Source organism: Lysobacter capsici (genome assembly GCF_018732085.1).
Lineage (GTDB): Bacteria > Pseudomonadota > Gammaproteobacteria > Xanthomonadales > Xanthomonadaceae > Lysobacter > Lysobacter capsici_A.
Genome location: NZ_CP076103.1, coordinates 3523026 through 3542695 on the forward strand (window position 1 = coordinate 3523026; position 19670 = coordinate 3542695).

10 protein-coding genes and 1 pseudogene are annotated in these 19670 nt (G+C 68.2%); 4 read left to right on the plus strand and 7 right to left on the minus strand.

Annotated features, from left to right (window positions below):
• Window position 1: 1 nt before the first annotated feature.
• Complete coding sequence (locus tag KME82_RS14530; protein ID WP_215494681.1) at window positions 2-694, plus strand: hypothetical protein; 693 nt, start codon at window positions 2-4, stop codon at window positions 692-694.
• Between the two features lie 36 nt (window positions 695-730).
• On the opposite strand, the gene KME82_RS14535 is transcribed toward KME82_RS14530, so the two are convergent.
• The gene (locus KME82_RS14535; RefSeq protein WP_215494682.1) at window positions 731-2047 is read right to left on the minus strand and encodes a PQQ-dependent sugar dehydrogenase; all 1317 of its coding nucleotides are present in this window, start codon (window positions 2045-2047) and stop codon (window positions 731-733) included.
• Window positions 2048-2295: 248 nt separating this feature from the next.
• Window positions 2296-2895, minus strand: coding sequence for a cold shock domain-containing protein (locus KME82_RS26825; RefSeq protein ID WP_215494683.1), 600 nt, complete (start codon window positions 2893-2895; stop codon window positions 2296-2298).
• 103 nt (window positions 2896-2998) lie between these two features.
• On the opposite strand from KME82_RS26825, the gene KME82_RS14545 reads away from it, so the two are divergent.
• A complete protein-coding gene (locus KME82_RS14545) occupies window positions 2999-3910 on the plus strand; it encodes a LysR substrate-binding domain-containing protein (RefSeq protein WP_215494684.1) in 912 nt (303 codons plus the stop codon).
• Window positions 3911-4387: 477 nt separating this feature from the next.
• Here KME82_RS14545 and KME82_RS14550 read toward each other — a convergent pair whose 3' ends face one another.
• Window positions 4388-6046 (minus strand): serine hydrolase, encoded by a 1659-nt coding sequence (locus KME82_RS14550; RefSeq protein ID WP_215494685.1) that lies wholly within the window; start codon window positions 6044-6046, stop codon window positions 4388-4390.
• A gap of 127 nt (window positions 6047-6173) precedes the next feature.
• Here KME82_RS14550 and KME82_RS14555 point away from each other — a divergent pair, with 127 nt between their 5' ends.
• A complete protein-coding gene (locus KME82_RS14555; RefSeq protein WP_215494686.1) occupies window positions 6174-7466 on the plus strand; it encodes a TIGR03862 family flavoprotein in 1293 nt (430 codons plus the stop codon).
• Window positions 7467-8126: 660 nt separating this feature from the next.
• Here the strand turns inward: KME82_RS14555 and KME82_RS14560 are convergent.
• Together KME82_RS14560 and KME82_RS14565 are read right to left on the minus strand one after the other, a co-directional pair.
• Entirely contained in the window at window positions 8127-8756 is a 630-nt protein-coding gene (locus KME82_RS14560; RefSeq protein WP_215494687.1) for a hypothetical protein, read from the minus strand.
• 200 nt (window positions 8757-8956) lie between these two features.
• The gene (locus KME82_RS14565; protein ID WP_215494688.1) at window positions 8957-9697 is read right to left on the minus strand and encodes a sulfurtransferase; all 741 of its coding nucleotides are present in this window, start codon (window positions 9695-9697) and stop codon (window positions 8957-8959) included.
• Between the two features lie 259 nt (window positions 9698-9956).
• Between KME82_RS14565 and KME82_RS14570 the strand changes: the two genes are divergently transcribed.
• A complete protein-coding gene (locus tag KME82_RS14570; RefSeq protein ID WP_036108656.1) occupies window positions 9957-10268 on the plus strand; it encodes an HPF/RaiA family ribosome-associated protein in 312 nt (103 codons plus the stop codon).
• 571 nt (window positions 10269-10839) lie between these two features.
• Here KME82_RS14570 and KME82_RS14575 read toward each other — a convergent pair.
• Together KME82_RS14575 and KME82_RS14580 are read right to left on the minus strand one after the other, a co-directional pair.
• Window positions 10840-11496, minus strand: a complete 657-nt coding sequence (locus KME82_RS14575; RefSeq protein ID WP_215494689.1) for an HD domain-containing protein — start codon at window positions 11494-11496, stop codon at window positions 10840-10842.
• Window positions 11497-12755: 1259 nt separating this feature from the next.
• Window positions 12756-19415, minus strand: a pseudogene (locus tag KME82_RS14580) (putative Ig domain-containing protein); the annotation flags it as partial.
• Window positions 19416-19670 lie beyond the last annotated feature (255 nt).

The following is a 19670-nucleotide window of genomic DNA, read 5'->3' on the forward strand; positions in this document are numbered from 1 at the left end:
CATGGCCCGCTCATCCGCTGTCCGCCGCTCGCTGCGTTTCGCCGCGCCGCTGCTGTTCGCGTTCGCCGCCTTCGATGCCGCGGCCGCGGCGGGAACGCCGCCGCCCACGCCCCCCACGCCGCCCGCCGCAGCTGTCAACACAGCGGCCGATATCGACGCGGTGCGCGGCTGCTGGATCCAGAAAGTCGAACCCAACGGCCGCGCCACCGTGCTGCTGCGCCTGCTGCCCGATCGCGAACGTTCCGAGTGGCTCACCGGCCAGTTGCAGCGCGCCGACGGCGACGATCCGGACAAACGCCTGCGCCTGATGTTCTCGCGCGACGGCCAGCACGCGGCGATGGCGACCGCGCCGATCGTGTCGGCGCCAACCACCGGCCACACCGACTCGCCGGTCAAGACCTTGCGCTCGGCGAAGGCACGCAAGCCCAACGCCGATCTGATGCCGAGCTTGATCGCCAATCCCACCGCGCAAATCGAATACGTCCGTTCGACCACGGCGGTGGCCCCGGCCAAGAATGCCGCAGCGGGAACGCGGGTGATCGAGTACCTCGAACGCGGCGGCGGCAAGCGCCTGCGGGTCGAGGTTTCGGCCGAACACCTCAAGCTCAGCGTCAGCGCCGCGGGTCTGCGGCCGCAAAACGCGAAGGCGCAGCAAGCGGTGTTGTTCGACGGTGGCCGCGACGGCTGCGATTGATCGCGCGTCCGCCTCGATCGTCGCGACTGGGTTCGCTCACTTCGCCGCCGTTACCCGCCACACCGTATTGCCGACATCGTCGCTGACCAACAAGGCGCCGTGCTTGTCCAGGCGCACGTCCACCGGCCGCCCTTGCGCGTCTTCCTCGGCATTGAGGAACCCGGTCAGCACATCGACCGGCGCGCCGTGGGGCTTGCCGTTCTTGAACGGTACGTAGATCACCTTGTAGCCGCTCTTGGGTTTGCGGTTCCACGAGCCGTGCTGGCCCACGAACAAGCCGTTCGCGAACGCCGCCGGCAAACTCGTGCCCTGCGAGAACGCGATGCCGAGCGAGGCGGTATGCGGCCCGAGCGCGTAATCGGGCACCAGGGCTTTGGCGACCAGTTCCGGATTCTGCGGTTTCACCCGTGCATCCACGTGCTGGCCGTAGTAACTGTAAGGCCAGCCGTAAAACCCGCCGTCCTTGACCGAAGTGATGTAGTCGGGCACCAGATCGCTGCCGATCTCGTCGCGTTCGTTGACCGCGGTCCACAGCGCGCCGGTACTCGGCTCCCAGGCCAGCCCGTTGGGATTGCGCAGGCCGGTCGCGAACAGGCGTTTTTCGCCGCTGGCGCGATCGAGTTCCCAGATCGCCGCGCGGCCTTCTTCCTTGTCCAGCCCGTTCTCGCCGACATTGCTGTTGGAACCGACGGTGATGTAGAGCTTGCTGCCGTCGCGGCTGGCGATCAGGTTCTTGGTCCAGTGATGGTTGAGCCCGGCCGGCAGGTCGGTGACCTTGCTGCCCTTGTCGACGATCGTGGTGTCTCCGTCGCGGTACGCAAAACGCCACACCGCATCGGCGTTGGCGACGTACAACTCGTTGCCGACCAAGGCCATGCCGAACGGCGAATGCAGGCCCTTGAGCAGGACCGTGCGCAGTTCGGCGACACCGTCGTTGTCGGCATCGCGCAACAGCGTGATGCGATCGGCGCTGGGCACGGTCGCGCCGGCCTTCTTCATCACCCGGCCCGCCATCCAGGCCTTGAAGCCTGATGGTTTCTCGCCGTCGGACGGCGCATTGCTTTCGGCGACCAGCACATCGCCGTTGGGCAGCACCTGCAGCCAGCGCGGATGATCCAGCCCGACCGCGAACGCAGTGACCGCCAGGCCCGCCGCCGGCGTCGGCTTGGCGCCCTGCGGCCAACCGATCGCGGGCGCGATGTTGACCGTCGGCAGCGTGGTCGGATTCGGCGACGGCAGCGTTGGCGACGCGCCGGTGCCGTCGGACACTTGCAGGGTCGCGCTTTCGCCGCAGGCGGCGAGCGCCAGAGCGGCGGTGATCGATAGCGCAGTCACGCGCGGCGAACGGATCATGGTCGGACTCCTGGAGGCAGGCGATGCCTGCCGCGAGAATGCGGTGCGCGAAGTAAAGCCGGCGAGAAACGCGGCGGATCGACACGCGTAGTGTGAAACCGGCCGGGTTTGCACGACCGCCTGCGCGCCGCGAGGTTTTTTTGTGAGAGGGGCTTCAGCCCCTCTCACAAAGGACCTGCGGGTTTACGCTGGACGGCGGTCGTCCGATCCGCATGCCAATCGAATGCGTGCAACGACAACCCGACTTTTCAGCACTCGCTCTCGCAAGGCTGACCATCTCCGTCGCCATCCATCTTGGTATTGGGACAATGGCGCACAAAGAACCGCGCTTCTTCGCAGGAGTTCATTTGCGAACAATGAATGCGACCGTCGCAGACGAATGTCGGTCCACTACGCGAGTCGGCAGGCGAAAATTCGGCGGACGACGCGGGCGATGCCCGACGGCTGTCGGATACGCCATCGGCACCAACGGATTCAGCCATCGGCGCGGGCATGACACCGCGACCGGCGAAATAACGGTCGTAGCCCACCCAGCCGATCGCAGCGACGGCGGCGATGCTCAGCGCGCTGCCGAGCAGCCCCGAACGCGGCGCGGCCGCATCGCGCGCCGATCGACGATGCCCCGGCGGCCGTGAGCCTTCGCCGGCGCGCATCACGTTGATCGCTTCTCTCTTGCCGTCGGGTTTGATGCGTATCTCGAACGACACCAGCTCGTTCACCTGCGGCCGGGCACCACCGCGCCGGAACGCCGACACATGCACGAACAACTCGTCGCTGCCCTGCGCCGGGGCGATGAAACCGAAGCCGCGCTCGTCATTCCATTTGACCAGGGTTCCGTGGGTTCTCATATGCGGCCAAGGCCAGAGAGGTCGCCCCAGTATTCGCCTGGGCGTACCGCCAGACAAGCTCCACGCCGCAGCGCGGCGCTAGCGGTCTGCCTAGAATGCAGGCATGAAAATCACCCTGGACGAATTGCTGGCCTTCGCCACCGTGGTCGATACCGGTTCGATCACGGCCGCGGCCGAATCGCTGGATCAGACCGTGTCCGGGGTCAGCCGCGCCCTGAGCCGGCTGGAGGAGAAGCTCGGCACCACCTTGCTGCGGCGGACCACGCGCCGGCTGGAGCTGACCGAGGAAGGCCAGAGCATGCTGGCGCGCGCACGCGCGATCCTGGCGTCGGTCGAGGACGCCGAGGAACACATGGCGCTGCGCCAGCAGCAGCCGGCCGGACGCCTGCGGGTGAATGCGGCGTCGCCGTTCATGCTGCACGTGATCGTGCCGCTGATCGGCGACTTCCGGATCAAATACCCGCAGATCGAACTCGAGCTCAACACCAACGACCAGATCATCGACCTGCTCGAACAACGCACCGACATCGCGATCCGGATCGGCGCGCTCGCCGATTCGACCCTGCACGCGCGGCCGCTGCCGAGCAGCCGCCTGCGCGTGCTCGCCAGTCCGGACTATCTCAAAGCCCACGGCAAGCCGCGCGACGTGGCCGAGCTGAGCGCGCACACCTTGCTCGGCTTCGCCCCGACCGCGACCCTCAACCGCTGGCCGCTGCGCGACGCGCATGGCAACGAGCTCGACATCGCCCCGAACCTGCACGCCTCCAGCGGCGAAACCCTGCGTCAGCTCGCGCTGGCCGGCGAAGGCATCGTGTGTCTTTCGGACTTCATGACCCGCCGCGACCGTCACGACGGCGCGCTGGTGCAGTTGTTCGCGCGCGAGACTCTGGACGTGCGCCAGCCGATCAACGCGGTGTATTACCGCAACACCCAACTGGCCTCGCGGATCGCCTGCTTCCTAGATTTCGTCGCCCTGCGGCTGGCGCCGAGCGGTGGCGAAGCGGCCTGGGAATGAGCGCGGGCTCGCTCGGTCGCGGTCCGCCAGGACCGGCCCGCAACGAGAAAGCCCCGCACCGCGTAGCGCCGCGGTGCGGGGCCGGAAGTGGCGAGCGGGCACGGTCCCGCTCGGCCACAAGCGGCCGCCGACGTGCTGGAGCCACGCCGGCGGACGGACCGGACCGAAGTCCCGTCCTAGACAACAACGACGCGGGCCGGGCATCTCCCTACCCCATCGCCGACCACGATCTCGGGATCGGTCAAGCCAATGGTCCTACGGATCTGAAATCGAATGCAGGTCGTATCGCGAACACCTGCCTAGGACACGACGAAGCCCGGCGAGTTCCAACCTCGAGGCTCAAACTTCTCCCACGACACACCGTGCAGCGTCGAAGTTTATTGTGGGAGGGGCTTGAGCCCCGACACGCAATCACAGCGGTTAGCGAAGCTCGCACAAAAACACTACGCAACTGCACGCACTCGAACCCGAGTCCCCTCAACCCGCCTTCTTGCCCGCATCCGACGCGACCACCGGCGTCAGACGCAGGTCCTGGAAGTCGAAACTGAAATCGGTCAGCGGCGAGATCGCCTCCATGCGCACCTCGCGCACCTTGCCGTCCGGGGTCAGGGAGAAATTGACGAAGGCGTCGGCGTTGAGCCAGCGCTGGTCCCAGCGCACGACGAAGGTGTCGTGCTGCCACGGGGTGAGTTCGCCGACCAGGTCCTTGGTGCGGCCGAAACGCAGGCGCAGTTTGCCGCCCGCGGCCGCTTCGATGTAGACCTCGCCGTACCACGGGTCGCGATAAGTGCCGGCGTAGCCCGACGACGGCAGCGAGGGTTTCGACGTCGCATCGCGCGCCTTGAGGTGCTGGTTCCAGTCCTCGTCGGCCTTGCCGCGGCTCTTGGCCAGCGCCGCGCCGTACGCGGCGTTCCAGTCGGTCTTGGGCGCGCCCAGGTACGCGTCGAGCGCGCGCATCGTCACCGCCTGGAACGCGCCGCCGAGTTCGGCGTTGGTCAGCACCACCACGCCGAGTTTGTGCTCGGGCACCAAGGTCACCCGCGAGACCATGCCCGGCCAGCCGCCGGTGTGCCAGACCAACTTCCTGCCGCGATAGTCGGTGAGCTGCCAGCCTTCGCCGTAACCGGAGAAATTCGGCTTGACCGGCGCGAGTTCCGGCACGGACGGTTCGGCGATCGGCATCGGCGTGACCACCGACCACATCTCCTTCTGGCGCTTGGCGCTGAACAAGCGTTGTTCCTTGTCACCCTCGCGCGCGTAGACACCGCCGTCGAGTTGCACCCGCATCCACTTGCTCATGTCGTGGACGCTGGAATACAGCCCGCCCGCGCCGGCCACGTTCGACCAGGTCATCCGCGGCGCCGCCTGCAGGTCCTTGAAATCGGCCTTGGCGTGACCGCTGGCGACGTTGTCGCCGGCGCGCAAGGCATCGGAGTTGTAGCGGGTTTCGTCCATGCCCAGCGGCTTGAAGATGCGCTGGGTCAGGAACTCGCGATAGCTCTGGCCGCTGGCCTTTTCGATCACCAGTTGCGCGACACCGTAGAGAATATTGTCGTAGGCGTATTGGCCGCGAAACCCGCCGCTGAGCGGTACTTCGGCCAGACGCCGCGCGACTTCCTCGTTGCTGTAATCGGTGCCCGGCCAGTACAGCAGATCGCCCGCGCCCAGGCCCAGGCCGCTGCGATGCGCGAGCAGATCGCGCACGCGCATTTCGCGGGTGACGTAGGGATCGGACATGCGGAACCACGGCAGTTGATCGATCACCCGGTCGTCCAGGCTCAGCTTGCCTTCGTCGGCGAGCATCGACAGCGAGGCCGAGGTGAAGGCCTTGGTGTTGGACGCGATCGCGAACAAGGTGTGGGCATCGACCGCCTCGGGCTTGCCGAGTTCGCGCAGGCCGTAGCCGCGTTCGAGCACGATGCGGCCGTCCTTGACGATCGCCACCGCGATGCCGGGCACCTCGAATTGCTTGCGCACCGCGTCGACGTAGGCGTCGAAGTCCTGCAATTGTTCGGGCAACGCCTGCTCCGGCGCGGCGGACGCTTGGGTCGTGGCCGGCGCTTGCGCGGCCGCGCCGGCGGCGCTCATGCAGATCAGCAGGCCGGCGCCGTGCGCCTTCCAGTCGGTGGCTCGCATCGTGTCTGTATCCCTGGTCAAACCGTCAAGGCATCACTGTCGGCGATCGCGGCGGCGGATGCCAGAGGCCCGCCGCGCGTCCAGGCCGCATAATGTCCGACCGTTCCGCACGACCGCCTGTCCCAGCATGTCCGTTCCCACGCCTCACCTGACCGACATGGCCCTGCCCGGCCTGGCCGTGATCGGCGGCGGCCCCGCCGGCCTGATGGCCGCGCAGGTCGCGCGCGCGCTGGGCGTGCAGGTCGATCTGTTCGAGGCCAAGGGCTCGGTGGGGCGCAAGTTCCTGATCGCCGGCAAGGGCGGGCTCAACCTCACCCATGGCGAACCGCGGCCGGCGTTCGACCGACGCTATGGTGCGCGCAGCGATGCCGTTGGTCAGTGGCTGGACCGCTTCGACGCCGACGCGCTGCGCGAATGGGCGCAAAGTTTCGGCGTGGACACCTATGTCGGCAGTTCCGGCCGGGTGTTCCCGATGGACCGCAAGGCCGCGCCGCTGCTGCGCGGCTGGGTGCGGCGCTTGCGCGAGGACGGCGTGCGTTTCCACGTGCAACACCGCTGCCTGGGCTGGAGCGAGGACGGCGCGCTGCGGTTCGACACCGCGCACGGCGAAACCCGGATTCGTGCGCGCGCCTGCGTGCTCGCGCTCGGCGGCGGCAGCTGGCCGGAACTGGGCTCCGACGGCGCCTGGACCGATTGGCTGGGCGAACGCGGCATCGACATCGCGCCGTTGCAGCCGTCCAACTGCGGTTTCGACATCGGCTGGAGCGCGCATTTCGTCGCTCGCCATGCCGGCGCGCCGCTCAAGGCGGTGATCGCGCATTGGCGCGACGAACGCGGCCAGGCGCAGGCGCTGCAGGGCGAATGCGTGGTCAGCGCGGATGGGATCGAGGGCAGTTTGATTTATGCCTTGTCGGCGACATTGCGCGAGGCGATCGCGACGCAGGGCCACGCCGACTTGCAACTGGATCTGGCCCCGGGCCGTGAGCTGGACCGGCTGCAACGCGACTTCGCCCAGCCGCGCCGCGGCCGCAGCGTCGGCGAACATCTGCGCCGGCAGACCGGGCTCGACGCGGTCAAGACCGCGTTGGTGTTCGAGGTGCTCGGCAAGGACGGCCTCAACGATCCGGCCGTGGTCGCGCGGACGATCAAGCGCCTGCCGCTGCGCCTGCTGCGCGCGCGCCCGATCGCCGAAGCGATCAGCAGCGCCGGCGGCGTGCGCCTGGAAGCGATGACCGCCGACCTGGAACTGCGCTCGTCGCCGCGCGGGGTGTTCTGCGCCGGCGAGATGCTGGATTGGGAAGCGCCGACCGGTGGCTATCTGCTGACCGCGTGTTTCGCCAGCGGATTGATCGCCGGCGAGGCGGCGGCGCGGCATGTGTTGGCTGGCCCTGGATTTCCCGAGGCCGATTCCGCCCTTTGAAAAAGGGGGGCCAGGGGGGATTTGCTTTTGCCTTACTCGCGCACTCGAAAGCACAAGCAAATCCCCCGGCGCACTCACACTAGCGACATCAAACAGGTACGCCGGGCGCCAGCCCCCTTTTTCAAAGTGGGCTAATTGACGTGCGCTTGAGTCGTTGCGATTTTGAAGTGGTGGTACTGCCGTGCGCTTGGATCGTCCCGATTGGCGGGCTTGAGGCAACTTACGCTGTCGGTTTGCGAGCCCGGGGCAAATCCAAGTCCCCACGAATCCCCAAGACCGATTCCCCCCTTTGAAAAAGGGGGGCGAGGGGGGATTTGCTTTTGCTTTGCACGCGCGCTCGAAAGCAAAAGCAAATCCCCCGGCGCACGCGCACCAGCGACATCAAATAGATGCGCAGGCGCCAGCCCTCTTTTTCAAAGTGGGCACATTGACGTGCGCTTGGGTCGTTGCGGTTTAGAACTGGCGTCCTGACCTGCGCTTGGGTTGTTGCGATTTGGAAGCGACGCATTCACGCGAGCCGCATCGACGTGGGGCTTGGATCATTGCGATCCGCACGACTGATACAACTCACCCAGCCGGTTTCGCGAGTCCATCAACTCGCGAACCACTTCAATCGGTGCGTACAACCACAACGGCGCTACCCCACCGCACCCCGTCGCCTCAAGCCGGCGCCTTCTCGCTCGCCTTGCCCATATAGAACATCGACGCGCACAAGCCCACGCCCTGCGCGGTCGCCGCGGGCAAGTCGCTGCCCTGCAACGCGATCAGCTTGACCACATCACCAGTCGGTTCGGTGACCTTGGCCAGGGCGATGAATCCGGTCGGCACGGTGCCGCAGAACGCGTTGGCCGGGGTTTCCTTCGGCGGGACCTGTTCGATCACCCGGCGCAGTTCGACGGTCTGGCTGGCTTCGACCTGCATGGTCGCGCCATAGGTCTGGCCGGCCGAATACTGATCGCCGCCGCGCACGATCGCGACGCGCTCGGTCTTGTACAACGAGCCGTTTTCGCCCTTGAGCTCCAGATCGTCGATGGTCAGCTTGCCGGTGGTGGCCTGGGCGACCGGATTGCCCGGTTCGAAGATGCCCAGCGCGACCGGCGTCAGGGTCGGCGGCGACGCGCGCGCGACCGGATCGGCGTCCGGATCGGGCACCGACTGTTGCGGCGGCGGCGGAGCGGCGGTGGTTTCCTGCGGGGCGGCAGTGTTGACCGGCGCGCCCTGGCTGCATGCGGCGAGCGCCAATACGGCGAGCGCGAGCACGGTCGGGGCGGGAAACAGGCGTCGGTTCATTCGGGGTCCTCGTTGCTGATCGACTGGGCCTGCGCCGACGGCACCACGACGGTGGCCGCCGGAACGCGAGGCCTGGCTGCATTCGCTGCGCGCGGGGGATCGACGCGGGGGCGCCGGCGCGGTGCGAACGCGCAGCCTAACCGCTGGACCCGTTTGGACGGGTTAATAGTTTGTAATAAATGCCAAAACGCGCCGCCCGCTCAGGCGCCTCGGTCGTGCAAGGGCTGCAATTGCGGATCGAGCGCGGTGCGTTCGTCGAACACGAAACAGCGGCCCTGGTAGTGCTTGCCGCCGACCTGTTCGAAGTAGCCCAGGATGCCGCCGTCGAGCTGCAGCACATTGTCCATGCCGTCCGCGCGCAGCCATAACGCGGCTTTTTCGCAGCGAATTCCGCCGGTGCAGAAACTGACCACGGTGGCCTCGCGCAAGGCCTCGCGGTGCGGGGCCAGCGCTTCGGGCAGGTCGGTGAAGTTGTCGATCGGCAGGGTCAGGGCGTTGTCGAAACTGCCGTAGCCGACCTCCTCGCGGTTGCGGGTATCGAGCAGCACCACCGGCCGGCCGTTGTCGTCGCTGCCGCGATCGAGCCAGCGTTCGAGTGTGCTCGGCGTCACGCTTGGCGCGCGTTCGCGCAGCGGCGAGGCGTGTTCGCGCCGGAACGCGATGATCTCTTGCTTGAGCTTGACCTTGAGCCGCGCGAACGGCTGGGTCCGGCTGTGGCTGTACTTGACGCTCAACCCGGCGAAGCGCGGCTGCGCGCGCAGGCCGTCGAGCAAGGTCTCGATCGCGGCGGCGGCGCCGGCCAGGAACAGGTTGATGCCCTCGCCCGCGACCAGCGCGGTGCCGCGCAATTCCAGGGCTTGGGTCTGTTCGCGCAGGTGCGCGGCGAGCTGCGGCGGATCGTCGATGACGGTGAAGTGGTAGGCGGCGATGTTGACGATCATGGCCGCCATTCTAAGCCAGCGCGGTCGCGGCCTGGTTTGCGGTCTCGGGCCTGGGGCCGGACCGGCGGCGCCTTTGCGAGCCTGCCACGAGCCGGCTGGGCCGGACCTGAACCGTGCCGCGAACCTTCCGACGGCCCGGCTGTCCCAATTTCTGCGTGGCCGCCAGCGAAGACGCGAGCCGCGCAAGGTGCCGCAGCGAGGGCGAAACGCCTGAATCTGCGGGCATCGTCCTGATCTCACGCCAAAAGGAGGCGTTTGCATGAAGGTACAGCTCAACACCGATCACCATCTGCGCGGCGACGCGTCGCTCAGTCAGCACGTCGCGGGCGTGGTCGATCATTCCCTGGCGCGCTTCCGCGACCAGGTCACCCGGGTCGAAGTGCACCTGCGCGACGTCAACGGCGCCAAGGCCGGCGGCGGCGACAAGCACTGCACCATCGAGGCGCGGCTGGAAGGCCGCCCGCCGGTGGCTGCGACCCAGGACGCCGACACCATGCGCGCGGCGATCAGCGGCGCGGCGCGCAAGCTGCAGCGGGTGCTGGACAGTTCGCTGGGTCGGTTGTCGAGCTGAGTGAGGTTTGATCGGATGCGTTCGGTTTGATTGGCCGCATCATCGCAACGCGGCGGCGTCGCTTTCGACACGATGCCGCTCCTCCCCACGGTCGTCGCACTTCAGCGACGGCCGTTTTCATTGCACCGCTTCGCCTGGCGAATGCATCGACCGCCTCCTGTAGGAGCGGCGCGAGCCGCGACCGCACTACGGCATACGCCTTCGAAAGCCGTGGCGTGTCAGTAGTGCTCGGCAACCAGAGTTACGCCGGATCGGATGGATGGCGGTCGCGGCTTGCGCCGCTCCTACAGGTAGGCGATGCGGGCGGCGTTGAGATCAGGCGAGTACGCGGTTCAAAGCTCAGTTCGGCTTCTCTGGCAGAACCACACTGCATCGCGGATGCACCGGCCGCCCCCTGTAGGAGCGGCGCAAGCCGCGACCGCGCTACGCATACGTCAGCGAAAGCCGCGGCGCATGGAGGGTGCTGGGCTACCGTAGCCGCGCCGGATCGAATGGATGGCGGTCGCGGCTTACGCCGCTCCTACAGGCGGGCCATGCGGCCGGCGTTGAGATCGTCGTCCAAGCGCATGATTCAGCGCTTGGTGGTGATCGACCGGCGCAGGTTGTTGCGCGCGGCGGCGTCGAAGCGTTGGTGGTAATGGTCGCTGAGGAAGATCCGTTCGCGCTTGAGCAGTGCTTTCAGGAAACGGCGGCGGTTGAGCCGGAACAAGGGGCCGGGCACGTGGCCGCGGTACTCGGCGGCGATGCCGCGGTCGTAGGCGTCGAACGCGGACGGTTCGGCGCCGAGGATGGCCATGTCGCCGTCGAGGAACAAACGCGTTTCTTCGTCGACGTCGTCGCGCGCGATCGCGCCGTGGCGCGCGGTCAGCTCGATCAACTCGGCGACACGGTCGGCGTCGATGCCCTCGTCCGCCATCCAGCGCGCGATGTGTTCGCGCGCGAGCACCGCCGAGCGGGCTTCGTTGTCGCGCCGGCCGGCGTCGTAGATCGCATCGTGGTAGAGCACCGCCAGCGCGACTTCGCGCGGCTGGCGCCAGCCCGGGCCGGCGGCGACGTCGGCATAGTGGCGCAGCACTTCGGCGACGTGGCCGATGTTGTGGTAAGCGCGCGACGGGGTGGCGTAGGCGGCTTCGAGCGCGGCGCGCTGTTGCGCCGGCAGCGGTAGCGGCAACGCGGCCAGCGCAGTCTCGGGCAGGCGGCCTTGGGGTTCGCTGGCGGGGTCGGACATTGCGGCATGCACGCGTGGGACGTTGCGGGCATCTTGGCATTTTTGGGGTTTGCGGTTTTGGGTTGGGGGCTTGCGGTTTGGGTTTAGGTTTGGGTTTAGGTTTGGGTTTAGGTTTGGGTTTGGCGGCTGGTGCTGCTTTGTCGTTGACGTTGGTTCCGCCAGTTCGCTGATGCCGTTGACTTGAAGTCGTAGGTATCGCGGGTTCGCTAGATCGCGACGAAACTCGCAGTCGTCATCCCCGCGAAGGCGGGGATCCAGAGACTTCAGAGTCATGCCTGGATGAAGCCCTGGATCCCCGCCTTCGCGGGGATGACGGCCATGTGGGTTTCAATGAAGACGTGTAAGCCACCGAACGGGCCAGCAGTCATCGGCCGGCATTCGCTTTTGGGCTGCGTTGCGCACCTGGCTGGTGAGGTCGCAACGAACTGGCGGCGGCGCGCAAAGTCGCTGGATTCCCGCGTTCGCGGGAATGACGGTCTTGGAGGGGCGCGGATGGGCAATGGATGCGTCGTTGCCGTTGTGGCGAAACGAACGGTTACGGCTGTGTCGCGATGAAGCCTTGGATTCCCGCGTTCGCGGGAATGACGGTCTTGGAAGGTCGCGGATGGGCAAGGGATGCGTCGTTGCCGTTGTGGCCAAACGAACGGTTGCGACTGTGTCGCGATGAAGCCCTGGATCCCCGCCTTCGCGAGGATGACGGTCTTGGAGGGTCGCGGATGGACAATGGATGCGTCGTTGTCGTTGTGGCCAAACGAACGGTTGCGGCTGTGTCGCGATGAAGCCCTGGATTCCCGCCTTCGCGGGAATGACGGTCTTGGAGGGGCGCGGATGGGCAATGGATGCGTCGTTGCCGTTGTGGCGAAACGAACGGTTACGGCTGTGTCGCGATGAAGCCTTGGATTCCCGCGTTCGCGGGAGTGACGGTCTTGGAGGGCGCGAATGGTAATGGAGTCGATGCCCTTGCCGACTCCCGCTCCGCTCGCTTTCGCTCTCCCTACTCCCTACTCCCTACTCCCTACTCCCAATTCCCGACTCCCAATTCCCGACTCCCAATTCCCAATTCCCAATTCCCAATTCCCAATTCCCAATTCCCAATTCCCGACTCCCGACTCCCGACTCCCGACTCCCGACTCCCGACTCCCGATTCCCGACTCCCGATTCCCGATTCCCGATTCCCGATTCCCGATTCCCGATTCCCGGGCGCGGCCCAAAGGCCGCGCCCGGCACCCCGATCAGTACTTCTTCTCGAGATTGATCATGAAGCTGTTGTCGTCGTCGTTGCCGCTGCCGAACAGGCCGCGGTATTCGAAGCGCAACACCCAGTCGCGCTCGGTCTGCAGGATCGCGCCGAGGCCGAACACGAAGCGGTTGCGGTCCAGGCCGTCGATGCGGGCGCGGTAGAACGGGCCGCCGACCATGTCGGCATAGCTCATCGTGGCGAAGCTGTCGTCCTGGAAGTCGTGCTGGTATTCCAGGCGCAGCTGCGGCGCGAACGTGCCCCAACTGACCGGGTAGCTGTAGTCCATGCGCAGACCCAGGCTGGTGGTGGTGGTGTCGATGTCCTGGTCGCGATAGTTCAGCACGTACTGCGCGTCGCCGCGTTCGGTGTAGCCGTCCAGGCGCGCGCGGGCGACGTCCAGGCGGGCATACGGGGACACCCGCAGGCGGTCGCGCTGGTAGTCGGCGCCGGCCGAGACCGAGGCGAACCACTGGGTGCCGTCGCGCGAACCGGTGACGGTGCCGCCGGTGTCGGTGACGAAGCGGCGCGAGTCGAACGACAGCCACTGGTAACCCAGCAGACCGTCGAGGTAGAACGCCTTGCCCGGGTGGTAGCTGGCGTACAACACCGCACTGTAGCCGTTGGCCTTGCTGCGGCTGCCGTGCTGGCCGACTTCGGTGTCGTCGCGGCCGTAGCCGACGCCGCCGCCCAGGGCGAAGTCGTCGCGCAGACGGTAGTCGGCGCCGGCGCTGATGCCGGTGGTCTCGAAGTCGATCCCGCTCGCACCGCCGCTGCGGCCGTCGCGGTTGCCGCTGTTCAAGGTACCGCCGGTCCACAGGCCGTAACGCGAGCCCGTGCCCTGCACCGGCGGCTTGGCGTCGAACGCGGCGCGTTCGTCGCCGAGCATCGGCTGACGGCAGTCGCTGCCCGGGGTGCGCGGCGCATCGTCGCGGCAACGCGGGTCGATCGAGAAGCTCAGGCCGTTGTCGAAGCGCGCGCCTTCTTCGCCGCCGCCATGCAGCCCTTCCAGACGCTGCTGGAAGTTGCCGATCTGGGTGGTGGCGAAGCGACGCGTGGCCGAGGTCTGCGCCGACAGCACGCCGAGCACTTCGGCGTCCTTGGACGGATCGCTGCGCGGCATGACTTCGACTTCGATCGTCGCCACCGCCGAGGTGGCGAAGGCGTTGTTGAGGGTGAAGCTGGCGACCGCGATGCCGGAGTAGCCGATCACCGGGGTGTAGGTCAGCTTATAACTGCCGCCCGAGCCGCTGACCGCCGCGCTGCCCGACGAGGCCGGAGTCAGCGAGACCAGGTTCGCGCCGGTGAACGGACCGCCGGTGGCGCCGGCGACCAGGTCGACGGTGATGGTCGCGCCGGCGACCGTGCGCACCCGCCGCGACTGCGCGACCGGCACCGCGTTGACGGTGATGGTCGAGGTGATCGGCGCGGACGGGCCGAAGGCGTTGTTCAAGGTGTAGGTCAGAGCGATCGCGCCGACGGTGGTGGCCGCGGGCGTGTAGACGATCTGGGTGCCCTGCACCACCGCGGTGCCCGAGCTCGGCGGATTGAGCAAGGTCACGCCGGTGAACGGCGAGCCGGTGGCGCCGGTGGCGGCGTCGATGGTGACCGGCTGGGTCGACAGCGTGGTCGCGGTCTGCGGCTGGCCCTGCGGAACCGGCAAGGCGTTGACCGTGATCGTGACCGTGGCCGGCACCGAGGTGCCGCCGGGGCCGCTGGCGGTGTAGGTGAAGCTGTCGCTGCCGAAGTAGTTCGCGGCCGGCGTGTAGATCACGTCGGTGCCGCTGACCGTGGCGGTGCCGTGGCTCGGCGCGGTGCCCAGCGCGATCGAGGTGATGATGCCGGTGTCGTTGGCGGTGACATCGATCGTCACCGGCGCATTCGACAAGGTGCTCGCGCTGTCGTCGACCGCGACCGGCACCGCGTCGGCGATGACGATCGTGTACGGCACGGTGGTGTTGTAGCCGGCGTCGTCGGTCGAGCGGATGTTGGCGGTGTAGCTGCCGGCGGTGGTCGGGGTGCCGCTGAGCACGCCGGCCGAGCTGAAGCTCAGACCGATCGGCAGGTTGCCCGAGACGATCGCGTAGCTGTACGGGGCGATGCCGCCGCTGCTGCTCAGGCTCTGGTTGTAGGCCGTGCCGACGGTGCCGCCCGGCAACGTCGCCGGAGCGATGGTCACGGTCGCCGGGTCGATGGTGAAGGTGTAGACCTTCGACCCGGTCTGGCCGTTGCTGTCGGTGGAGCGCACGGTGATGCTGAAGTTGCCGTCCGAGCGCGGGATGCCGGAGAACACGCCGGCCGAGTTGAAGCTCATGCCGATCGGCAACGCGCCGCTGAGCAGCGAGTAGCTGTACGGCGCGACGCCGCCGGTGCTGCTGAGGCTGGCGTTGTAGGCGACCGCGGCCGCGCCGTTGGGCAGGGTCGGCGGATCGATCGCGATGGCCGGGGTGGCGACCACGATGGTGTAGTTCTGCTGCAGGGCGAACGGCGCGCCGGCGCCGGTGCTCGAATCGAGCACGCGCACCGCGATGTTGTAGTTGCCCGGCACCGTCGGTGTACCGCTGAGCACGCCGGCGGAGGTGAAGCTCACGCCCACCGGCAACGAGCCGCTGACCAGGCTGAAGCTGTACGGCGCCGAGCCGCCGCTGGCGGCGAAGTTGATGGTCGAGGCGACGCCGTAGTTCATCGGCAGGTTGCCCGGCGCCGGGGTCATCGCCAGGGTCGGCGCGCTCACCGTCAGGGTGAAGATCTGGCCCTGGGTGAACGGACCGTTGCCGGTGCTGCTGTCGGCCGCGCTGGCGTTGAGGCTGAAGCTGCCGGCCGCGGTCGGCGTGCCGCTGACGGTGACGCTGTTGGCGGTGGTGCCGGTGATGCTCAAGCCCGTCGGCAGACCGGCCACGTTGAAGCCGGTGTACGGCGAGGTGCCGCCGGCCCAGGTGAAGGTCTGGGTGTACGCGGCGCCGACCTGCGCGGTCAGCGGACCCGATGCGGTCACGGTGATGGTCGGGTTGCCGACCGTGATCGTGACCGTCGCCGGGGCCGAGGTGCCGGCCACGTTGGTCGCGGTGTAGGTGAAGGTGTCCGGACCGGCGTAACCGGCGGTCGGGGTGTAGCTGATCGTGGTGCCGCTGGCCGTCGCGGTGCCATGCGCGGGCGCCGCGGCGACCGCCACCGAGGCCGGAATGCCGCCGGTGATGTTCAAGGTGATCGGGTTGGCGGTGCTGTTGAAGGCGACCGTGGCCGAGACCGGGTTGGCGACCGGGACGATGTCGTTGACCTGCAACGAATAGGTCTGCGGCGCCGAGGTGTACGGGCCGGTGCCGGTGCTGCTGTCGGTCGCGCGCAGGCTGAAGCTGTAGCTGCCCGGCGCGGTCGGCGTGCCCGAGATCACACCGGCGCTGCTGACGCTGATGCCCGGCGGCAAGCTGCCGGCACTGACCGCGTAGGTGTACGGCGCGGTGCCGCCGGTGGCGGCGTTGACGGTGGCGTTGTACGGGTTGGTCACCGTCGCCGCGGCCAGGGTGGTCGGCGGCAGGATCACCGTCGAGGCCGCGATGGTCACGCTGTAGGCGCGCGAACCGGTGAACGGGCCGCTGCCGGTGCTGCTGTCGGTCGCGGTGATGGTGAAGTTGAAGGTGCCGCCCGCCGTCGGCGTGCCGCTGACGGTGCCGTTGCTGGCCAGGGTGAGGCCGGTCGGCAAGGCGCCGGCGGTGAGCGCGAAGGTGTAGCTCGCGGTACCGCCCGACGCGGTCACGGTCTGGCTGTAGGCCTGGGCCACGCCGCCGCCCGGCAACGTCGTCGGTGCGACGACGATGGTCGGCGCGCCGACGGTGATCGAATAGGCGCGCGAACCGCTCTGCTGATTGGGCGTATTGCCGTCGGTCGCGGTGACGGTGAAGTTGAAGGTGCCGCCCGCGGTCGGCGTGCCGGCGATGGTGCCGGCCGGGCTCAGGGACACACCCGGCGGCAAGGCGCCGGCGGTGATCGCGAAGGTGTACGTACCGATGCCGCCGCTGGCGCTCAAGGCCTGGCTGTAGGCGGTCGCGACCTGCGCGGCCGGCACGGTCGCCGGCGTGATCACGATGGTCGGCCCCGCCACCTGCATGACGTAGTTCTGGGTGCGTGCGAACGGAGCGCCGGTGCCGGTGGAACTGTCGCGCGCCCGCACCGAGAAGGTGAACAGGCCGGTCACCGACGGGGTGCCCGACAGCACGCCGGTGTTCGCATCCAGAGCCAGGCCGGCCGGCAATACGCCCGCCGACACGGTGTAGTTGTACGGCGCGGTGCCGCCGCCGGCGACGAAGGTCTGGCTGTACGCGGCGCCGTAGGTGGCGTTGAGCGTGCCGGCCGCGGGCGTCAAGGTCAGGATCGGCGCGCTGACCGTCAGGGTGAACGGCTGCGCGGTGGTGAACGGACCGGTGCCGGTGCTGCTGTCGGTGGCGCTGGCGTTGAGGCTGAAGCTGCCGGCCGCGCTAGGCGTGCCGCTGACGGTCACGCTGTTGGCGGTGGTGCCGGTGATCGACAGCCCGGCCGGCAGGCCGGTGACCGCGAAGCCGCTGAACGGCGAGGTGCCGCCGGTCCAGGTGAAGGTCTGGGTGTAGGCGGTGCCGATCTGCGCGGTCAGCGGGCCGGACGCGGACACCGTGATCGTCGGCGTACCGACCGTGATCGTGACCGTGGCCGGCGCCGAGGTGCCGGCGGCATTGGTCGCGGTGTAGGTGAAGGTGTCGGGACCGGCATAACCGGCGGTCGGGGTATAGGTGATCGTGGTGCCGGTGGCCGTCGCGGTGCCGTGCGCGGCCGCCGTGGCGATCGCCACCGAGGCCGGAACGCCACCAGTGATGTTCAGCGTGATCGGATTGGCCGTGCTGTTGTAGGCGACGGTGGCCGAGACCGGATTGGCGACCGGCGGGATGTTGACGATTTGCAGCGTGTAGCCGCGCGGCGCCGAACTGTACGGCCCGCTGCCGGTGCTGCTGTCGGTCGCGGTGACCGCGAAGTTGAAGGTGCCCGCGCCGGTCGGCGTACCCGACAGCGCGCCCGCGCTGCTCAGGGTGATGCCGGCCGGCAAGGCGCCGGCGGTGACCGCATAAGTGTACGGCGCGGTGCCGCCGCTGGCCGGGTTGAGCGTGGCGCTGTAGGCAACGGCGACAGTGCCGTTGGCCAGCGTGGTCGCCGGCAGGGCCACGGTCGGCGGCGCGATCACCAGCGCATAGGCGCGCGCACCGGTGTGCGGTGCGCCGACGCCGGTGCTGCTGCCGGTCGCGGTCACGGTGAAGTTGAAGGTGCCGCCCGCGGTCGGCGTGCCGCTCAGGGCGCCCGCGCTGCTCAGGGTCAGACCGGCCGGCAAGGCACCGGCGGTGATCGCGTAGGTGTACGGCGCGATGCCGCCGCTGGCGGTGATGGCCTGGCTGTAGGCGGTCGCGACCGTGCCGTTGGGCAAGGTGGCCGGGGCGATCAGCGTGACCGGCGGCGCTACCACCAAGGAGTAGGCGCGGGTGCCGAAGAAGCTGTTGGCGTCGGTGGCGCGGACGGTGAAGTTGAAGGTGCCGGCCGCGGTCGGGGTGCCGGTCAGGGCGCCGGTGGTGGTGTTGAGGGTCACGCCGGCCGGCAGCGTGCCGGCGGTGATGGCGAAGGTGTACGGCGCGGTGCCGCCGCCGCCGGTGAAGGTCTGGTTGTAGGCGACGCCGACGGTGGCGCCGGGGATCGTCGCCGGATTCACCACGATGGTGGGTTCGAGGGCGACGGTGACGTTATAGAGCTTGACCCCGAAGGCGACCGGGGTCGCGCCCGGGCCCGGATCGCTGCTGTCGTCGGAGCGGATGGTGAAACTGTAGTTGCCGACCGTGGTCGGGGTGCCGCTGATGGTTCCCGCGTTGAGGGTCAGCCCGGGCGGCAAGGCGCCGGAGATCACGCTGTAGGTGTACGGGGCAAAACCGCCGGTGCTGGTCAGGGCGGCCGAGTACGCGTAGTTGCGGGTCATCGCCGGCAACGGGTCCGGGCCGATCACCGCCTGGGCGTTGGCGATGGTGATCGGGTACGACTTGACCACGCTGATCGGGGTCGGCGTGGTCGAATCGGTCACGGTGATCGCGATGGCGAAGTTGCCGCGCTGCTTGACCGTGCCGCTGAAGACGCCGTTGCTGAAGTTCAGACCGGTCGGCCGGGTGCCGCTGGTCTGGACATAGGTATACGGCCCGACGCCGCCGGTGGTCGTCATCGTCTGGTTGTAGGGGACGCCCAGGGCGGGGGCGATGCTGCCCGGGTTGACCGTCAGCGGGCTGACGCCCGGCGCGATGGTCACGGTGACCGTGATGTCGCCGCCGTTGCCGTCGGGCACGATGAAGGTGTCGGTGAGCGCGCTGTCGCCGTTATGGGTGTAGGTCAGCGTCTGCACGTTCTGGGCGACCGTCTGGGTGAAGGCGGTGCCGTGCGGGGTCGGGATCGTCACCAGCGGCAGACCGAAGTTCGCCGGCCCGTCACAGGTGCTCACGTCGATCGTCTGGGTTCCCCCGTTGGCGACCGCCATGGTCTTCGTCGGGCAGAAAGCCGAGGGCGCCGCCGCGGCCGATCCGGCCCATAGGGCCACCAGTCCGCATAGCACGAACAGGCCGGAGCGAAGTACGGTGTGCAGACGCGAGACGAAAGAACCGCCCGCATGGCGCGCTGACTGCTGTTGCATGTTGGTCATCCCCTGACGGCGCGGTCCCGGGCGTCGTGCCCGGCCCCGCCACCGTGTACCCAATGATCGATCTGGCCCTGGTCTGCATGCCGTGTGCCCCTGGCATGCCCCTTTCCATGACCTGATACGCAGTTCGGCAGGAAAACCGGCCGCCTTTGCCGCCGATCTGCGTTAAGCAAGATCATGGCGCTCACGCGCCATGCCTGGCCCGGTCGGACCGGCCCGTTCCCGCCGTGCGCGGACGGGGCGTGCGGC